A 17,520-nucleotide genomic window follows, 5' to 3' on the forward strand; every position below is an offset into this window, starting at 1 on the left:
GCAAGCCTGACTTTTTGTCGTTTGCGCCTGCCTGTGGGGATGAATAGTTTTTTCACTCCCGTGGCCCCGTTCTGACGACGGCTTGCCGCATCGGTTTCCCGTATCAGGAAGAATCTCGCTATGGAAGTTGCACGTCGTCTCGTCGTGCTGGCTGCCGTCACATGGATGGTTTGCCTGGGGAATGCCAACGCGGTACAGGTCTCGGACAACCTCGACCTTGGCGGCGCCATTCGCGTCCGCGTTGACGAGGATGGCAGTCGGGACATACACGAGATCGGCTTCGATACGCTCATGCTGAGCGCCAAGTACGACTCAGACAGTTGGGAAGGCGCCGCGCGTTATCGCTTTTACGGCAATCACTACCCGTTCCAGTACATGGAGCAGTTTGGCAATCTGCAGTTTATGGAATACGCGTGGATTGGCTACAAGTTCGATCCGGAACGCCAGGTGCAGGTTGGCCTGAACAAGGTGCCGTTCGGCCTGCAGCCGCTCTACAGCGACACGTTCTACGAGACGCTGGGCAACGCGCTCGGCCTTGAGGACCTGTGGGAGCTGGGTGCCAAGTACGTGCAGGCCGGTGAGCGTTGGAACTTCCAGGGTGGGTACTACGCGCGCCCCGCGCCATCGGGTCATGGCAGCAGCAACGGCACCACCTATTCCATCGTGCCGACCCCTGCCGACAGCTATGTTGACGGTGGCAGCCGTAACGTGGAGCGCGACATGGTGATGGCGCGATTGGCGCGCACCACCACGCTAGGCGCCTGGGAAGGCGAGGTTGGCGCATCGGCCCTGGTATCGAAGCTGTACAACCGGGATACGGCAGACAACGGGCATCGCATTGCCTACGCGCTGCATTATTCAGGCGCAAATGGACCGTGGAGCACCGAGTTGCAATACACGCGTATCCAGATGTCGCCGCGGAATCCTCTCGACAACAGCACCGTGACTTACGGTGGCTACGATGGCACGTTCAACATCGCGAGTCGGGGTAACCTCTATATCGGCAGCCTCAGCTACGCGTGGCCGGGGAGCTTTCTCGGCGGCTGGTTCTCGGGCGTGAAGACCTATGCGACGTACAACTACTACGAAAAATCGCAGCGTTCGTTCAACGACAGCCAGCGATTCATCCTTGGCACGTCGTTCTCGGTAAAGAAGCTTTGGATCGCCGTGGAATGGCTGAACGGCCGCAACGATCCGTATTTTGGAGGCAGTAGCTACACACAGAGCCTCGCTGCGGGCGGTACGGATCGCTGGACGGGCCAGTTCTACATGAACATCGGCTACTACTTCTGATCGTGCGTGGCGCGCCGGGTTGCGCCGACGCTTTTGGGATCTATCCGATGGGGCGGGGCGTCGCCGGCCGGTAGCATCGACCGGCATAACCTGCCGCTGCTGCGCCGCCGACTTCCTCGGCTCAGGCGCGCGTAGCCGCGACCGTCCAAGGAAAGCCCCATGAAGCGCAAGATGCCCACGCTCAACGCGTTGAAAGTATTCGAAGTGGCCGCCACGCTGGGCAACTTCACGCGTGCTGCGGAAGTGTTGAACGTCACGCAGAGCGCGGTCAGTCGGCAGGTTCGCCAGCTGGAAGATCAACTGGGCGAAGCTTTGCTGATCCGCTGCCATCACCAGCTTCACATGACGGATGCCGGCCGCGCACTATTGGGAGCGTTGCAGCACTCGTTCGATCGCATCGAAATCGCCGTGCGTGGTATCCAGCAGAGGCTGCAGCCTACCCGTTTGCACATCAATGCACCGCCGACGTTTGCCATCCGCTGGTTGCTGCCGCGTATCCGGCGCTTCAAGGAGCGGCACCCCCGCCTGGAGTTGTCGATCACCAGCGCATTACGCGACACGCTCAACGAATCGGGTCAGCTCGATTGCGCCATCCGTTTCGGCAATGGCGAATGGAGCGATGTTGATGGATCGCTGCTGATGCACGAACAACACATCGCCGTATGCTCGCCCGAGCTGTTGCGCAGGTGTCCATCCTCGCAGGCCAATCTGCAAGGCCTCCCTCTACTGCATGTGTTGGCATCGCACGACAGGCGCTATATGACTTGGTCCCATTGGCTCAACGCGGCCGGTATGGGCGAGGTCGATATCAGCCAGGGCTACGAGTTCGATCTGCTGGACATGGCCATTCGCGCCGCCGTGGACGGCCTCGGCATCACCATCGCCGACCGCCACATGGTGGAGCAGGAGCTGGCGGATGGTCGGCTTGTGCAATTTCGCAGCACGCAAGTAGAGGGGCATCAGTCCTACTGGTTCGTCGCGCGGCAGGGGCAGCCCCTCAATCCCGCGATAGAGCACTTCCGTGCATGGCTTTACGGTGAGATTGGGATGCCCTGTGAGTCACCAAAGGGGCAGCGCGTAATCACCGGGGATGCACGCGACTACGCAGGCCTCGCGCTGTGGGGCGAAAACCATTCCTTTTTTGAATGATGGCTTGGCGAATTAATCGTTTGTAGCGTCTTGTCGCCCTGAATCACTCTGGAATCTTGCCGCCGACATCGGCGCGAAGCCGGAGGAATTGACGCACCATGCGCAACGAGAAGAACTTCATTGACGGTCACTTCGTGGATGCAGGCTCAGATGCCGGCATCGACGTCACCGATCCCGCTACCGGTCAACACGCGGGTAGCGTCGATGCGGCAAGCGATTTGCAGGTACGTCAGGCGGTGCACGCTGCGGCGCAGGCCCAGCGCATGTGGGCACGACTTCCCGCCATCGAGCGCGGAAACCAGCTTCGGCGTTTTGCGGACGCCATCGAGCGGCATGCCCACATCGTGGGCCACACACTGGCGATGGAGTCAGGCAAAAGCGTGGCGGATGCCACCGGCGAAGCCATCTACGGTGCGGAGATTGTGCGCTATCACGCCGAATGGGCCCGTCGCATCGAGGGCGAGGTCATTCCGAGCGACAACACGGACGAAACGATCCTGTTGCAGCGTGAACCGCTGGGCGTGGTGGCCTGCCTTATCCCGTTCAACTATCCGGTATACACGCTCCTGCGGAAGATCGCTCCCGCGCTGATTGCAGGCAACACTGTGGTGGTGCGCCCGAGCAATCACACGCCGTTGAGTGCGTATGACATCGCGCGCGCCGCGCAGGACGCGGGCATGCCCGCCGGCACCATCAATATCGTGGCGATGGAGCACGAGCAGGCCGAGGTCCTTTGTACTCAGCCGGATGTGGCGATGATCACCTTGACCGGCAGCGTTCGCGCGGGACGCGCCGTGCTCGACTACTGCAAGGCCAATATTGCCAAGCCCTCGTTGGAGCTTGGAGGGAAGACGCCCGCCATCATCGAGGCCGATGCCGACCTGGAACGGGCAGCAGACGCCATCGTGGCTTCCAAGACAACTCATTGCGGACAGCTTTGCACCGCCATCGAGCGCGTCTACGTGCACGAGAGCGTGCATGACGATTTTCTCGCCCTGCTGAAGGCGAAGTTTGCCGCCATCCGCATCGGCAATCGCGCCGAGGATGCCCGATACATGGGACCGCTGGTCAGCGCCCCTGCGCGTGATGGCGTCCACGCCAAAGTCCTGCGCGCGGTAGCCGAGGGCGCCGTGGTGGAAACCGGAGGCACTCTTCCCGAGGGGCCGGGTTACTTCTATCCCGCCACGTTGCTCAGCGGCTGCCGGCAGGACATGGAGATCGTGCAAGAGGAGACCTTTGGCCCGGTACTTCCTGTACTGCGGTACGCCTCGCTGGACGACGCTTTGCGCATGGCGAACGATCATCAATTCGGACTGTCTTCGGTGCTCTATACCGAGAACTACCGCGCTGCGCTTCGCGTCGCCAACCATATCGAGGCTGGCGAGCTGTACGTGAACCGCACGCCCGCCGATCCCTACCAGGGTTTTCACGCGGGCTGGAAGCGCTCAGGGCTGGGTGGCGACGACGGCAAGCACGGCATGCTCGAGTTCACGCAGACGCGTCTTGTGGTGATGAAGCACTGATCGCCATGGACATGCCCATCAACGCAAAGGCAACCCGCGAAGGTTCCAATAAAAACGTCCAGCGTTACGCCCAGCTTGTGGTGCTGGTACTCGCCGCGGGCGCCATTTATCCGGTGCTGTATCTGCGTCAGGTGTACCAGAACAGCATGATGCTGGCTCTGGGCATCGACAACACGCAGCTGGGCTATCTGTATTCGATACTGGGCGTGGCATTCATGGTCAGCTACCTGCCTAGCGGCTGGCTGGCGGATCGCGTATCGCCCCGCCTGCTGATCAGCGTGTCGCTCCTAGGTACCGGATTGCTGGCGCTTTGGTATGCCACGCTGCCAAATTTCCACGTGTTGCTCATCATCTTCTCGGGCTTTGGCATCACGACCGGCCTGACATTCTGGGCGGCGCTGCTCAAGCGGGTTGGCTGGCTGGCTGGCGAGAAAGAGCAGGGGCGATTCTTCGGCGTGCTCGATGGTGGCCGGGGCCTGGTGGAGGCCCTGCTGGCCACTATCGCGATCTGGATGTTCGCGCGTGCGACGACCAGCGGTGGCGAATCGACAAGTGAAGGTTTTGAGCACGTCATTCTGCTCTACGCCATTACCTGTCTGGTGCTTGGCATCGTCATGTGCTTGTTGCGCGATCCGCCGCGCCCTGAGTCGTCCGCGACAAAGGACGAGAAGCCGGCGGACGCCAACTTGCTGAAAGACCTGAAGCAGCTGACCCGCATGCCGGAACTGTGGCTGGTCACGGCCATCGTGTTTTGTGGCTATCACTTCTTCTGGGCAACCTACAGTTTTTCCGCCTATCTGACGCAGGACGGGCTCGGTCTGTCCGCGACGATGGCGGGCGTGGTCACCACGATCAAACTGTGGATGCGACCCATCGGCGGTATCGGCGGTGGTTGGCTGGGCGATCGCTTCAGCAATCTGCGTGTGCTGACGTACGCGCTAGCACTGGCTTCCGTAGGCATGCTCGGGCTGATCTTTCTTCCCGCACTGCATGTCACGCTGCTTGTCGTAATCCTGGCCGTTCTCATTGGATTGGTGACCTACACCATTCGCGCGTTGTACTGGGCCATCCTCGATCAATGCGCCATTCCCAGCCGCATCACGGGGCTGGCCATCGGCATCATTTCCGTCGTGGGCTATTCGCCTGACGTGCTGCTACCGCTCATCAACGGATGGCTGACCGAGACTTTCCCAGGAATGCTGGGTTATCGCCTGTACTTCGGCTACGTGTTCGCCATCGGCTCGATGGGCGTGTTGGCCGCGGTGGCCTTGAAGAAGCGTATCGACAGAAGGAACTGCGCATGAAGATCGTCTCCCTGCAGACGCATGTCGTTGCCGTGCCGCCGCCGCACATCGGCGGCATGTACTGGTTGTTCGTAAGCCTGAAGACCGATGATGGCATTGAAGGCGTCGGTGAGATCTACGCGGCCACCTTTCATCCGAAAGCCATGGTGCCTGTGATCGAGGACGTGTTCTCGCGCTATCTGCTGGATCAGGACCCCCACCACATCGAACGTTTTTTCCGGCGCGCGTATTCCAGCGGTTTCACCCAGCGTCCCGACCTCACCATGATGGGCGTCGTCAGCGGCCTGGAAATGGCCTGCTGGGACATCATCGGCAAGGCCGCGAACAAACCTGTCTACGAACTGCTGGGGGGCAAGGTCCACGAACGTCTTCGTTCGTACACCTATCTCTATCCCGTCAACAGTGAGGGCGAGTACGACTACAGCGATCCGGACCTTGCGGCCGAATATGCCGTGCGCGCGATGGAACAGGGTTTTACCGCAGTTAAGTTCGATCCTGCGGGCCCGTACTCCGCGTTCTCGGGTCATCAGCTTTCGCTGGAAGTATTGGCGAGGTGCGAGACGTTCTGCCGCAAGATCCGCGATGCCGTCGGCGATCGCTGCGATCTGCTCTTCGGCACGCACGGGCAGATGGTTCCGTCATCTGCCATCCGTCTCGCCAAACGCATTGAGAAATACGACCCGCTCTGGTTCGAGGAGCCGGTGCCACCAGGGCAGGAAGAAGCCATGGCACAAGTCGCCCGCGGCACTTCCATTCCCATTGCGGCTGGCGAGCGGCTCACCACCAAATATGAATTCTTCAAGTTGCTACAGGCGGGTGGTGCATCCATTCTGCAGCCGAACGTCGGTCGCTGCGGCGGCCTGCTCGAGGGCAAGAAAATCGCGAGCATGGCCGAGGCTTTCTATGTGCAGATTGCGCCTCATCTCTACAACGGTCCGGTCGGTGCGGCGGCAAGCTTCCAGCTTGCCGCGTGTACGCCCAATTTCCTGATCCAGGAAAGCATCGGCACATGGGACGGCTTCCACGCGGAGATTCTCAAGAAGCCTTTGCAGTGGGAGGACGGCTACATCATTCCGTCGTCGGAGCCGGGCCTCGGCATCGAGCTGAATATGGACGTCGTGCGTCGCCATTCGCCGTACACCGGTGAGCGCCTGCACCTGCAGATGGCCGCCGATCCCGTTGACGTCAAGGAAAACGCCCCAGCGCGGGGCTGATACCGCACGTTCGCCTTCGTTGAAACCACTCATTCGTTGCTCATGACCTACGACTACATCATTGTTGGCGCCGGCTCTGCCGGTTGCATTCTTGCCGATCGCCTGAGCGAATCGGGTCGTCATTCCGTGCTTGTGCTCGAGGCCGGCGGCAAGGACAACTCGCCCTGGATCAAGATGCCGGGCGGCTTCGTCAAGCTGTACTACAACCCGACCTATAACTGGATGTTCTACTCCGAGCCGCAGCCCGCACTCGGTAACCGCAAACTCTACGCGCCTCGCGGCAAGGTGCTGGGTGGCTCGGGCGCCATCAACGCGATGATCTATGTGCGCGGCCAGGCGCACGATTTCGATGATTGGGCGGCGAACGGCAACGACGGCTGGTCCTGGCAGGATGTGTTGCCGTATTTCCGCAAGCTGGAAACCCATCCGTTGGGCGATACTGCGTATCACGGCAGCGATGGCCCGATCCACATCAGCTCCATGCGTGGCAAGACGCATCCGATCTGCGATACGTTCCTCGATGGCTGCGATGAACTGGGCTTTCCGCGCAGCGACGATTTCAACGGTCCGCAGATGGAAGGTGCCGGCATCTACGACCTCAATACGCGTCATGGCGTGCGTAGTTCCAGCGGCGCTGCTTGTCTTCATCCCGCGATGAAGCGCAACAACGTTCGCGTGGAGACGGATGCGTCAGTGCAACACCTTCTTTTCAACGGTGAGCGAAAAGTCACTGGTGTGCGTGTCAGGCAGCGGGGCATGGTGCTGGACTTTCGGGCGAGTCGCGAAGTGATCCTATGCGCGGGTGCGGTTGGCTCGCCACAGATCCTGCAGTTGTCTGGCATCGGCGATGTTACGCGCTTGCAGGCTTTGGACATTCCCCTCGTGCAACATCTGCCGGCCGTGGGCGAGCGGCTACAGGATCATCTGTGCGCCAGCTACTACTACATGGCGAACGTGCCGACGCTCAATGATGAGCTGCGCTCGAAGGTAGGGCAGATCAAGGCAGGCCTTCAGTACCTCTTCGGCCACAAGGGGCCCCTGGCGATGAGCGTGAACCAGTCGGGCGGTTTTTTCCGTGGTGACGGCGCAGAGAGCACACCTAACCTGCAGTTGTATTTCAATCCACTGTCGTACCAGATACCCAAGAGCAGCAAGGCCACCATCGTGCCTGAGCCGTATTCGGGTTTTCTTCTCTGCTTCAATCCGTGTCGCCCCACGAGCCGTGGCTCCGTGCGGATTGCTTCGCGCCATGCAGAAGATGCGCCACGCATCGATCCCAACTACCTGAGCACCGACAAGGACATTGGCGAGGTGATCCAGGGCAGTCGGTTGATCCGTCGCATCATGCAGACCGAGGCGCTGCGCTCGATCACGGTGAAAGAAACCTTGCCGGGTCCGCAGGTGCAGAACGATGCCGAGATGCTCGCGTACTTTCGCGAGAACAGCGGCTCCATCTACCACCTGTGCGGCTCATGTGCGATGGGCGCGGACCCGGCCACGTCAGTGGTGGACAAGCATTTGAAAGTGCACGGTATTGATGGCTTGCGCGTGGTTGACGCGTCGATCTTCCCGAATATCACGTCCGGCAATATCAATGCCGCCACAATGATGGTGGCTGAGAGGGGGGCGTCGCTGATCCTTCGCGATTCTGGCTGAGTCGGGATGTAGCCGAAAGCGGGCGCTAAAAACCGGGAAAGGGATAGCAATCCCTTTTGCGACAATGGTTTGTGGATGTTGCCCAGCGACGTGACCGGAGCGGGAGGCATAGCTAGAATGGCTGACTCCCTTAGGTCGTCTCCGGAATTTCTATGGCATCCCGTTTGAACCCGCTGGATCTCTACGACGTTCGTTCCCTCCTGACCGACGAAGAGCGCATGGTGCAGGACGCCGTCGGCCGCTTCGTCGACGAGCGCGTGCTGCCGATCATCGGGGATTGCTTCGACCAGGGCCGTTTTCCCAATGAACTGATTCCGGAGATCGCCAGCCTGGGCCTGCTGGGTGCCACGCTTCCCGAGAAGTACGGCTGCGCCGGTATGAACGGTGTCAGCTACGGGCTGATCTGCCAGGAGCTGGAGCGTGGCGATTCGGGCTTGCGTAGCTTTGCTTCCGTGCAGAGCTCGCTGTGCATGTATCCGATCTACGCCTACGGCACGGAAGAGCAGAAAATGCAGTACCTGCCGAAGATGGCGGCGGGCGAGATCATCGGTTGCTTTGGCCTCACCGAACCGCATGGCGGTTCCGACCCGGCCAACATGAAGACCCACGCCAAGAAAGACGGCGGCGACTGGGTCATCAACGGCGCCAAGATGTGGATCACCAACGGTAACGTCGCGAACATCGCCATTGTGTGGGCACAGACGGAGGACGGCATCCAGGGCTTCATCGTGCCGACCGATATCAAGGGCTTCACCGCGCAGGAAGTGCATAAAAAGATGAGCCTGCGCGCGTCGGTGACGTCGGCGCTGTTCTTCGACAATGTGCGCGTGCCAGAAGCCAACCGCCTGCCGAACGTCAAGGGTTTGAAGGGTCCGCTGGGTTGCCTCACGCAGGCCCGTTACGGCATTACCTGGGGCCCGATCGGCGCTGCGCAGGCCTGCCTGCAGGAGGTGCTCAACTACACGCAGGAGCGCATCCTGTTCGGTCGCCCGCTGGCTTCCAACCAAGCCATTCAGATCAAGATGGCCGAGATGGCCCGTCGCATCACCATGGCACAGCTGCTCTCGTTGCAGCTCGGCCGCTTGAAGGACGCCGGCAGCATGCAGCCGACGCAGGTGTCGCTGGCGAAGTGGAACAACTGCCGCATGGCCATCGACATCGCGCGCGAGTGCCGCGACATCCTCGGCGGCGCAGGCATCACCACCGAGCACGTCGCCATCCGCCACGCGCTGAACCTGGAATCGGTCATCACCTATGAAGGCACCGAGACGGTGCATCAGTTGGTGGTGGGCCGTGAGCTGACGGGTATCAACGCGTTCTGAGAAGTACGCGAAGACTTTCATGCTCGTCATCCCGGCGCAGGCCGGGATGACGGTGAGGGAGGTTAGATGCTTCCGCCGAGATTCCAATGAGCTGGCAAGACATCCATATCGAGACTGACCGCCTCATCCTGCGCCCGCCGCAGGCCGAGGACTTCGATGGCTGGGCCGCCAACATGGCCGATGCCGAATCCGCCCGCTTCATTGGCGGGCAACAGCCGCGCGCGGTCGCATGGCGTGGTTTCCTTACCATGGTCGGCTCGTGGGCCATTCAGGGCTTCGGTATGTTCTCGGTGATCGAGAAAGACACGGGGCAGTGGGTTGGCCGCATGGGGCCGTGGTTTCCCGAAGGCTGGCCGGGCCGCGAAGTCGGCTGGGGCCTTGCGCGGCCTGCATGGGGCAAGGGCTATGCGTTGGAAGGCGCCGCCGCCTGTATGGATTGGGCCTTCGACCATCTTGGTTGGGACGATGTTATCCACAACATCGATCCGGCTAACGCACCGTCGCAGGCCCTGGCGGCGAAACTTGGCTCGCGCTTGCGGGGCCCTGGTCGTCTGCCGGAACCCTTCCAGGACGTCCCCATCGAGATCTGGGGACAAACCCGCGACGAGTGGAAGCGGCGCACGTGAGTCACGTCACGCCCGCCCTGTACGCCACCCTGGCCGAGATCGTGCCGGAGTTGCATGTGCACTGCGCGGAACCCTGGTGCGTGATCGGTAGTGCTGCCGCGTTGCTGGCCGGCGCTGACGTCGCCGTGGCGGACGTGGATCTACTGGTATCGCACGCAGACGCCGATGCCTTGATGGCGCTATGGGCTGACCGCCGCGAGCACGTTTATGAGCCGGCGGGCGCCGAACGTTTCCGCTCGCATTTCGCCCGCTTCCGTTTTCCAGGTATGCCCGTCGAGGTGATGGGCGGGCTGGAGCTCAACCAGGGTGACGGTTGGCATCCGGTCAAGGCCGGACGCTTGACACTGGTGGGCCTGAACGGGCTCGCCGTGCCGGTGCCGTCGGTCGATGACCAGATTCGTATCCTTGAAAGCTTCGGGCGCGACAAGGATCTCCAGCGGGCGACACTCTTGCGCAAGCTTTCCTCCTCGCCGCTTCGGATAGTGGATTGAAGCGAAATGCACGCCTGCCTGAATCGCACAACGCACCGTACTGGCGCGTGTGTTGCCAGCAACCCAATAATCCCCTGATTGCCGCCTCGCGGCTGCTTGTTGACGAGACATCATGACCGCCATTCCGTACTCCCTCACGGGACGCCACAAGGGTTTCAATCGCGCCGAGATCGTCGACCAGAACTTCACCGAGTTCGTGCAGCTCTGGCAGGGCGAAGTACATCGGCCCGGTGGTGATGACGCGCCGGTGCTGCCGGGCAGCGAACTCAACGCGCGGGGCTTCTGCGAACTGCTGGAGTCGCAGTTGATCAGCCGTCACCTGGACCTGATGGCGCGCGTGCTGCGCGTGCAGAACAAGGTGTTCTACACCATCGGCTCCAGCGGCCATGAAGGCAACGCCATGGTTGCGCGCCTCACGCGCCATACCGACCCGGCCTTCCTGCATTACCGTTCCGGCGGCTTCATGGCCGAGCGCTTCCGCAAACTACCCGGCATGGATCCGGTGATGGATTCGGCGCTGTCGTTTGCCGCCAGCATGGATGATCCCGCCTCCGGTGGTCGCCACAAAGTGTGGGGCAGCAAGCCGCTCTGGGTGTTGCCGCAGACGTCCACTATCGCCTCGCATTTGCCGAAGGCACTGGGCACGGCCGTTGCTATCGAACAGGCGCGCCGTATCGGCCACACGCTGCCGATCCCTGAGGACAGTATCGCCATCTGCTCGTTCGGTGACGCGTCGTCCAATCACGCTACCGCGCAGACCGCATTCAACGCCGCGGGCTGGACGGCTTACCAGAAGCTGCCCGCGCCGGTGCTTTACGTGTGCGAGGACAACGGCATCGGTATTTCGGTGAAGACGCCGAGCGGCTGGGTGGCAAACAATTTCCGTCATCGTGCTGATCTCGACTATTTCTATGCCGATGGCCTGGATCTCGCCGGCGGCTATGCACAGGTGCAGCAGGCGGTGGAGCACTGCCGCACCACGCGCCGCCCGACCTTCCTGCATCTGCGCACCACGCGCGTGATGGGCCACGCCGGCACCGATTTCGAGATCGAATGGCGCAGTGTGGAAGAACTGTTTGCCGTCGAAGCGACCGACCCGTTGCTGCGTTCGGCAGAGATCGCGCTGTCATCCGGCCTGTACACGAAGGAATCGCTGCTCGCGCTGAACGAAGCGACCCGCAAGCGTTGCTTCGAGGCCGCCGAAGATGCAGACCGCCGTCCGCGCCTGAGCACACTTGAGCAAGTGATGAAGCCGCTGGCGCCGTACACGCCCGACGCGGTGAAGGCCGAAGCCGAGCGCATCGATTACCAGGAGCGCCGTGTCGCCGCCTTCGGCAGCGAAGAGAAGCTGCCGGAAAAACAGCCGCCGCGTCATCTGGCCATCCAGATCGGTCAGGCGTTGCACGACATCATGGCCAAGTATCCCGAGTCGCTGCTGTTCGGCGAGGACGTGGCGCAGAAGGGTGGCGTTTACACCGTCACCAAGGGCTTGCAGAAAGCCTTCAAGGGCAGCCGCGTATTCAACACGCTGCTGGACGAGACCATCATCCTGGGTCTGGCACAGGGCTACGCCAACATGGGCATGCTGCCGCTGCCCGAGATTCAGTACCTGGCGTACTTCCATAACGCCTGCGACCAGATCCGCGGTGAAGCGGCGTCGTTGCAGTTCTTCTCCAACGACCAGTATCGCAACCCGATGGTGATGCGCGTGGCCAGTCTGGGTTACCAGAAGGGTTTCGGCGGCCACTTCCACAACGACAATTCCATCGCTGCACTGCGTGATATCCCCGGGCTCGTTGTGGGTTGCCCGAGTCGCGGCGACGACGCAGCGACCATGTTGCGCACGATGACGGCGTTGGCCAAGGTCGATGGGCGTGTGTGCGCCTACCTCGAACCCATTGCGCTGTACATGACTAAGGATTTGTATGACGCCGGCGATGGTCAGTGGCAGTTTGCCTACCCCGCGCCGGGCGAGGCCATGCCGCTGGGCGAAGGCCGCATTTACAACGAAGCGGCCAACGATCTTGTGGTATTCACCTTCGGCAACGGCGTGACGATGTCGCTACGTGCGGCACGCACCATCGAAGCCGAACTCGGCTGGAAGGTGCGTGTGGTGGATCTACGCTGGCTCGCGCCCCTCAACAATGGCTTTATCGCAGCGCAGGCAAAGTCGGCCAAACGCATCATCGTGCTGGACGAAGGTCGTCGCAGCGCAGGCGTGGGCGAGGGCATCATTACCGCCATCGTGGAAGGCGGCTCTGGCGCCACGCCGCTGGAACGCGTGGTGGGTGAGGATACCTACACGCCACTTGCCGGCGCGGCCTTGCTGGTGTTGCCGGGCGACGCCGATGTGGTGGCTGCGGCTCGTAAGCTGGCCTGACCGATGGTATGGCGGCGTCGCTCGTGCGACGTCGCCTTTTGCTGGCCGCCGCTTGCAAGCCGCATGACTGTCCGCCCGAACGCATCCTGATTCTCTACGACGAAAGCACACGCGCCATGTCCGGCTTGTTCGCGCGGCGCAAGCCCTGCGCGGCGAACAATGCGGACAGCAACGATCCGGCCAATATGGTGCTCCTACGGTTGCGTTGAGGTACGCAGCCGCCACCACTCAGCACCGCCAAGGCACACCGCCAGCCATGCCATGCCGCTTACATAACCGGCCATGACGTCGCTGAAGTAGTGGACCTGTAGCACGATCCGGCTCAGGCCGATCACGCCCACCATCGCAACGGCACCCGCAATCACCCAGCGGTGCCAGCGATGGGGCAGCAGGCGGAGCAGCACGTAGGCCAGCATGCCGTAGAACACGATGGCGCCGAATGCGTGACCGCTGGGAAAGCTCCAGCCGTGTTCGACCATGAAGCCGTGATTGTCCAGCGGACGCGGACGCTGGAACAGCGCCTTCAGGCCGCTGTTGATCGGCACGATACCCACCATGGCGATGGCCCAGCAGGTCGCCAGTCGCAGATGCCTGCGCAGCAGCAGGACAGCGAGGATCACTGCCGTCGCGGCTGCCACCGAACCCAGATCGCCTAGATGGGACACGGCAGCCACCGCTCTCAACACACCGGGCTGCATGCTGCTGTGCAGGTCTTCGGCCAACGACTGGTCGAAGGAGGGCAGCCAGCGCGTGGCTTCCTCCTTCAGCGCCACAGCGATAGCCGCGAACAACAGGCCCATCGACACCAGCAGGAACAAGGCGGTGACGCCGCGGACAGCGACAGGCCGACCACCGACCGCCGCGGTTCGTTCGCCATGCTGGCGATTCCATTGCCATGCCACGTCGCCCACCAAAAGGGCGGCTATCAACAGGGCCGCCCAGACGGGCAGGGCGTGGGTGGCGATCCATTCGGCCAAGTCGTTCATGCAAACTCCTCAATGCAACGTTGCATGATCCGTGCTGAGGCGCACGGCGTCGAGATGCTACGCGGCGTGACTTTCAGTGCTGGATCAGGAATCGCTTTGCCTCGATAGTGGTGGTCTTTGCCGTTGTGGAGTTGCCGAATGTTTCTGCGAACCCTTTCCCCACGCGTGGCGGGTTGTTGCGCGCTGCTGTTCCTGACCGCGCCGGTATGGGCGCAGACGACGCCGGCACCGGTGACGCCTGCGGCCGCAACCAGTCAGGCACAGCCCGCGTTGCCGGGGCAGTTGCAGGACTTCTCCGCCTACGTGGACAGCGTGCGCAAGCAGTTCGACGTGCCGGGCATCGCCGTGGCCATCGTCAAGGACGGGCATGTCGTGCTGGAACAAGGCTACGGCCTGCGCGAACTGGGCAAGCCGGAAGCGGTGGACGCACGCACGCGGTTCGCCATTGCCTCCAATACCAAGGCGTTCACCGCCGCTGCGCTGCAGATGCTGGCCGAGGAAGGCAAGCTAAACATGGATGATCGCGTGATCGATCATCTGCCGTGGTTCCAGATGTCCGATCCGTACGTGACGCGCGAAATGCGCATTCGCGATCTGCTGGCGCATCGCAGCGGGCTGGGTCTTGGTGCGGGCGATCTGCTGTATTGGCCACCGACCTCGTACTCCACCAAGGACGTGGTGCAACGCCTGCGCAATGTGCCGCTCGCCACCAGTTTCCGTAGTGCCTATGCCTACGACAACATCCTGTTCGCGGTCGCCACGCTGGTGATCGAGCAAGTGTCGGGGCAGAGCTATACGGACTTCATCACCCATCGCATCTTCGCCCCGGTGGGCATGGACGAATCACTGATCGACATGTCGCAGCTCAAGCCCGGCATGGACGTGGCCATGGGCCACGCCAAGTTCAACTTCACCGAGTTGAAGCCCGTGCCGCCGATGGCCTGGTCGAACAACTCTGGCGCGGGCGGCATCTATGCCAGCGTGCATGACATGGCCAAATGGATGAACGTGCAGCTTGCCGGTGGCACGCTGCCCGACGGCAAGCCGCTGTTCTCCACGAACAGCCAGAAGCAGATGTGGTCGATGCTCACGCCGATGAAGATTTCAGAGCCGCCGGTGCCGGAGCTCAAGGCCATTCGTCCCAATTTTGCGGGCTACGGCGAGGGCTGGTTCCTTTCCGATTACCAGGGCCAGCGACTGGTGTGGCACACCGGTGGTTGGCCGGGCATGGTGTCACGCGTGACGCTGGTGCCTGAGCTCAACCTCGGTGTGGTGGTGCTGACCAACCAGGAATCGGGTGCCGCATTCAACGCTGTCACCTATCGCGTGCTCGATGCTTATCTGGGCAAGGACAAGACCGACTGGGTGGCTGCGTACGCTGCCGCGGTGAAGAAGTCCGAAGGCAACGCCGACGACAGCTGGAAGATGCATGAGGCCGCGCGCGACAAGGGTGGCAAGCCGTCGCTCTCGCTGCCGGGTTATGCCGGTACCTTCCGCGATCCCTGGTATGGCGACATCGTGGTGAGCCAGCAGGGCGGCAAGCTGCGCATGACGTTCTCCAAGACCGCGCAGCTGGTAGGCACCATGACGCCGTGGCAGCACGACACTTTCATCGTGCGCTGGGATGATCGCGCACTCAATGCAGACGCCTTCGTCAGTTACTCCCTCGATGCTGACGGCAAGGTGCGTGAGGTGCGCATGGAGCCCGTGTCGCCGTTGACTGACTTCAGCTTCGACTTCCAGGATCTTCGTCTCGCTCCGGTCAAGGAAGGCAAGCCCTGACCAACAGCAGGGGCGCTGCATAGGGGCGCTGCCTATAGTGGCGGCGTCCCCACCACGGAGCGGTACCCCCATGAAGCACGTTGTTGCAGGTTTGCTGTGCCTGTCATTCGCCGGCGCCAGTTTGGCCGCATCGCCATCTTGTCGTTACGGCGTGTATGGGGAAACCGGCAAGCCACCCGTGGTGATCTCCAACCCAACAGGGGATGGCGCGCAAGCGCCAGAGCGTTACACCTTTCTCGATGGTCGGCGCGGCAACGTCAATGCGCCCAATGCGCCCGTGCGTTGCGAGCAGGGTGCGGTGAGCGTGCGCCAGGATGATGGGCACTACGCCACGCAGCCCGCATGGACGCTGCGCGAGACACCTACGCGTTTCAAGAGCCACGGCACCGAGCTCGCCGGCATGCTGATCGAGCCCGCACAGTCGAAAGGCAAGCAGCCGTTAGTAGTGTTCGTGCATGGCTCCGAGAAGACACCGGCCATCGGCGGTTACTACCCTTATATGTTCGCGGCGCAGGGCCTGGCTGTGTTCGCGTACGACAAGCGTGGCACCGGCGGCTCTGGCGGTGATTACACGCAGAGCTTCGAACTGCTCGCCGACGACGCCGCAGCGGCGTTGCAAGAGGCGCGCAAGCTCGCCGCGGGTCGCTATTCGCGCGCGGGCTTTTTCGGCGGCAGTCAGGGTGGATGGGTAGCGCCGCGCGCGGCGGCCCTTGCGCACGCCGATTTTGTCGAGGTGGGTTTTGGCCTGGTGATGACGCCGCTGGAAGAAGACCAGCAGCAGGCCGTGGTAGAGATGCAGGAAAAGGGCTACGACGCGGCCGCCATCGCCCGTGTGCGCGAAGTCACCGACGCCACCGGTGCCGTCATGGCCTCGCACTTCACGGCCGGCTATGAGCAGCTCGCCGCCGTGAAGCGCAAGTTCGCCAGCGAGCCCTGGTTGCACACTATCGAAGGCGAATACACCGGCGAGCTGCTGGCAGAAGACGAAGCGGACCTGCGTCGTACCGGTGCGCCGCGCTACGACAATCTCAACATCGACTGGCATTACGACGCCGTCGCGGCAATCCGGGCCCTGGATATTCCCCAGCTATGGGTGCTTGCCGGCGAGGACCGGGACGCGCCTGAAGCCCTCACCCGCGAGCGCCTGACGGGGCTGAAGCGCGAAGGCAAGCCGATCGACCTTTACGTGTACCCGCACACCGACCACGGTATGTACGAGTTCACCCAGGACACCGACGGCACCCATCATGTCACGCGCATCACGGACGGCTATTTCCGCTTGCTGGCGGACTGGATCCGCCAGAGCGACAAGCCGCCGTACGGCACGGGCGAACGTATCCCGTGACATGGGTGATGGCTTGGTAACGCTTTGGCGTGGCCCGCGCTGGGGGCTTTTTAGCCGCCAGACGCGTAACGCGGGCTACGCCAATAGCGTTAACAGGCTCCGCCGTAAGCCATCGGCCGTTCGACAGATGCGCAAAGAGCGAGCGCTCCCATTTTGCGATGCCTGTCACACTATCTCGATTCAAATGGCAGGCCGCGCCTACCCGCTGAATCGATCCATGCCGATTTCTCACGAAACTCACAGAAGCCAAGGATTTTTCGCGGAAATTTGCCCCTAAAGGCAGCTCCCCCTCACGCCGATATCCCTCAACGCAGGGGGAGGACATAGAGGTTGCTTACCGTGCCCGCGCGGGATGCCGGGCACGTGGTGGCAGGCCTTGGCGTCGTTGGTACAACGCATCCGGTCCTCTCCCGCACCGATTTCTCGGTCTGCGTTTTTACCAACGATGG

14 protein-coding genes are annotated in these 17,520 nt (G+C 62.1%); 13 read left to right on the plus strand and 1 reads right to left on the minus strand.

Translation table 11 applies throughout. From position 1 onward, the window contains the following. Positions 1–120: 120 nt before the first annotated feature. The 11 genes from DyAD56_RS13935 to DyAD56_RS13985 all read left to right on the plus strand — a co-directional run bounded on the left by DyAD56_RS13935 (position 121) and on the right by DyAD56_RS13985 (position 13,167). A complete protein-coding gene (locus DyAD56_RS13935) occupies positions 121–1,293 on the plus strand; it encodes a porin (RefSeq protein ID WP_199178975.1) in 1,173 nt (390 codons plus the stop codon). A 159-nt stretch (positions 1,294–1,452) separates the two neighbouring features. After that, positions 1,453–2,442, plus strand: a complete 990-nt coding sequence (locus tag DyAD56_RS13940) for a LysR substrate-binding domain-containing protein (RefSeq protein WP_102303377.1) — start codon at positions 1,453–1,455, stop codon at positions 2,440–2,442. 98 nt (positions 2,443–2,540) lie between these two features. Next, the gene (gene aldA, locus DyAD56_RS13945; RefSeq protein ID WP_102303378.1) at positions 2,541–3,965 is read left to right on the plus strand and encodes an aldehyde dehydrogenase; all 1,425 of its coding nucleotides are present in this window, start codon (positions 2,541–2,543) and stop codon (positions 3,963–3,965) included. Between the two features lie 5 nt (positions 3,966–3,970). Continuing rightward, positions 3,971–5,269, plus strand: a complete 1,299-nt coding sequence (locus tag DyAD56_RS13950; protein ID WP_102303379.1) for an MFS transporter — start codon at positions 3,971–3,973, stop codon at positions 5,267–5,269. Continuing rightward, a complete protein-coding gene (locus tag DyAD56_RS13955) occupies positions 5,266–6,483 on the plus strand; it encodes a mandelate racemase/muconate lactonizing enzyme family protein (RefSeq protein ID WP_102303380.1) in 1,218 nt (405 codons plus the stop codon). Before DyAD56_RS13950 ends, DyAD56_RS13955 begins: the two co-directional genes overlap by 4 nt. A gap of 42 nt (positions 6,484–6,525) precedes the next feature. Further along, on the plus strand, positions 6,526–8,139 hold the full coding sequence (locus DyAD56_RS13960; RefSeq protein ID WP_102303381.1) for an FAD-dependent oxidoreductase: 1,614 nt from the start codon (positions 6,526–6,528) through the stop codon (positions 8,137–8,139). Positions 8,140–8,291: 152 nt separating this feature from the next. Next, positions 8,292–9,461 (plus strand): acyl-CoA dehydrogenase family protein, encoded by a 1,170-nt coding sequence (locus DyAD56_RS13965; RefSeq protein ID WP_102303382.1) that lies wholly within the window; start codon positions 8,292–8,294, stop codon positions 9,459–9,461. Positions 9,462–9,547: 86 nt separating this feature from the next. Then, on the plus strand, positions 9,548–10,087 hold the full coding sequence (locus DyAD56_RS13970; protein WP_102303383.1) for a GNAT family N-acetyltransferase: 540 nt from the start codon (positions 9,548–9,550) through the stop codon (positions 10,085–10,087). After that, on the plus strand, positions 10,084–10,578 hold the full coding sequence (locus DyAD56_RS13975; RefSeq protein ID WP_199178976.1) for a hypothetical protein: 495 nt from the start codon (positions 10,084–10,086) through the stop codon (positions 10,576–10,578). Before DyAD56_RS13970 ends, DyAD56_RS13975 begins: the two co-directional genes overlap by 4 nt. A 112-nt stretch (positions 10,579–10,690) precedes the next feature. Further along, a complete protein-coding gene (locus DyAD56_RS13980) occupies positions 10,691–12,958 on the plus strand; it encodes a thiamine pyrophosphate-dependent enzyme (RefSeq protein ID WP_102303385.1) in 2,268 nt (755 codons plus the stop codon). A 23-nt stretch (positions 12,959–12,981) separates the two neighbouring features. Further along, positions 12,982–13,167, plus strand: coding sequence for an Ivy family c-type lysozyme inhibitor (locus tag DyAD56_RS13985; protein WP_158241349.1), 186 nt, complete (start codon positions 12,982–12,984; stop codon positions 13,165–13,167). On the opposite strand, the gene DyAD56_RS13990 is transcribed toward DyAD56_RS13985, so the two are convergent. Next, a complete protein-coding gene (locus DyAD56_RS13990; RefSeq protein WP_102303387.1) occupies positions 13,153–13,944 on the minus strand; it encodes a phosphatase PAP2 family protein in 792 nt (263 codons plus the stop codon). The two genes, DyAD56_RS13985 and DyAD56_RS13990, sit on opposite strands and share 15 nt — an antisense overlap. A 138-nt stretch (positions 13,945–14,082) precedes the next feature. Between DyAD56_RS13990 and DyAD56_RS13995 the strand changes: the two genes are divergently transcribed. Both DyAD56_RS13995 and DyAD56_RS14000 read left to right on the plus strand, forming a co-directional pair. Then, the gene (locus tag DyAD56_RS13995) at positions 14,083–15,726 is read left to right on the plus strand and encodes a serine hydrolase (protein WP_199178977.1); all 1,644 of its coding nucleotides are present in this window, start codon (positions 14,083–14,085) and stop codon (positions 15,724–15,726) included. A 70-nt stretch (positions 15,727–15,796) separates the two neighbouring features. Continuing rightward, a complete protein-coding gene (locus DyAD56_RS14000) occupies positions 15,797–17,071 on the plus strand; it encodes an alpha/beta hydrolase (protein WP_102303388.1) in 1,275 nt (424 codons plus the stop codon). Positions 17,072–17,520: the final 449 nt, after the last annotated feature.

It is taken from the genome of Dyella sp. AD56, assembly GCF_002878475.1.
Classification (GTDB): domain Bacteria; phylum Pseudomonadota; class Gammaproteobacteria; order Xanthomonadales; family Rhodanobacteraceae; genus Dyella.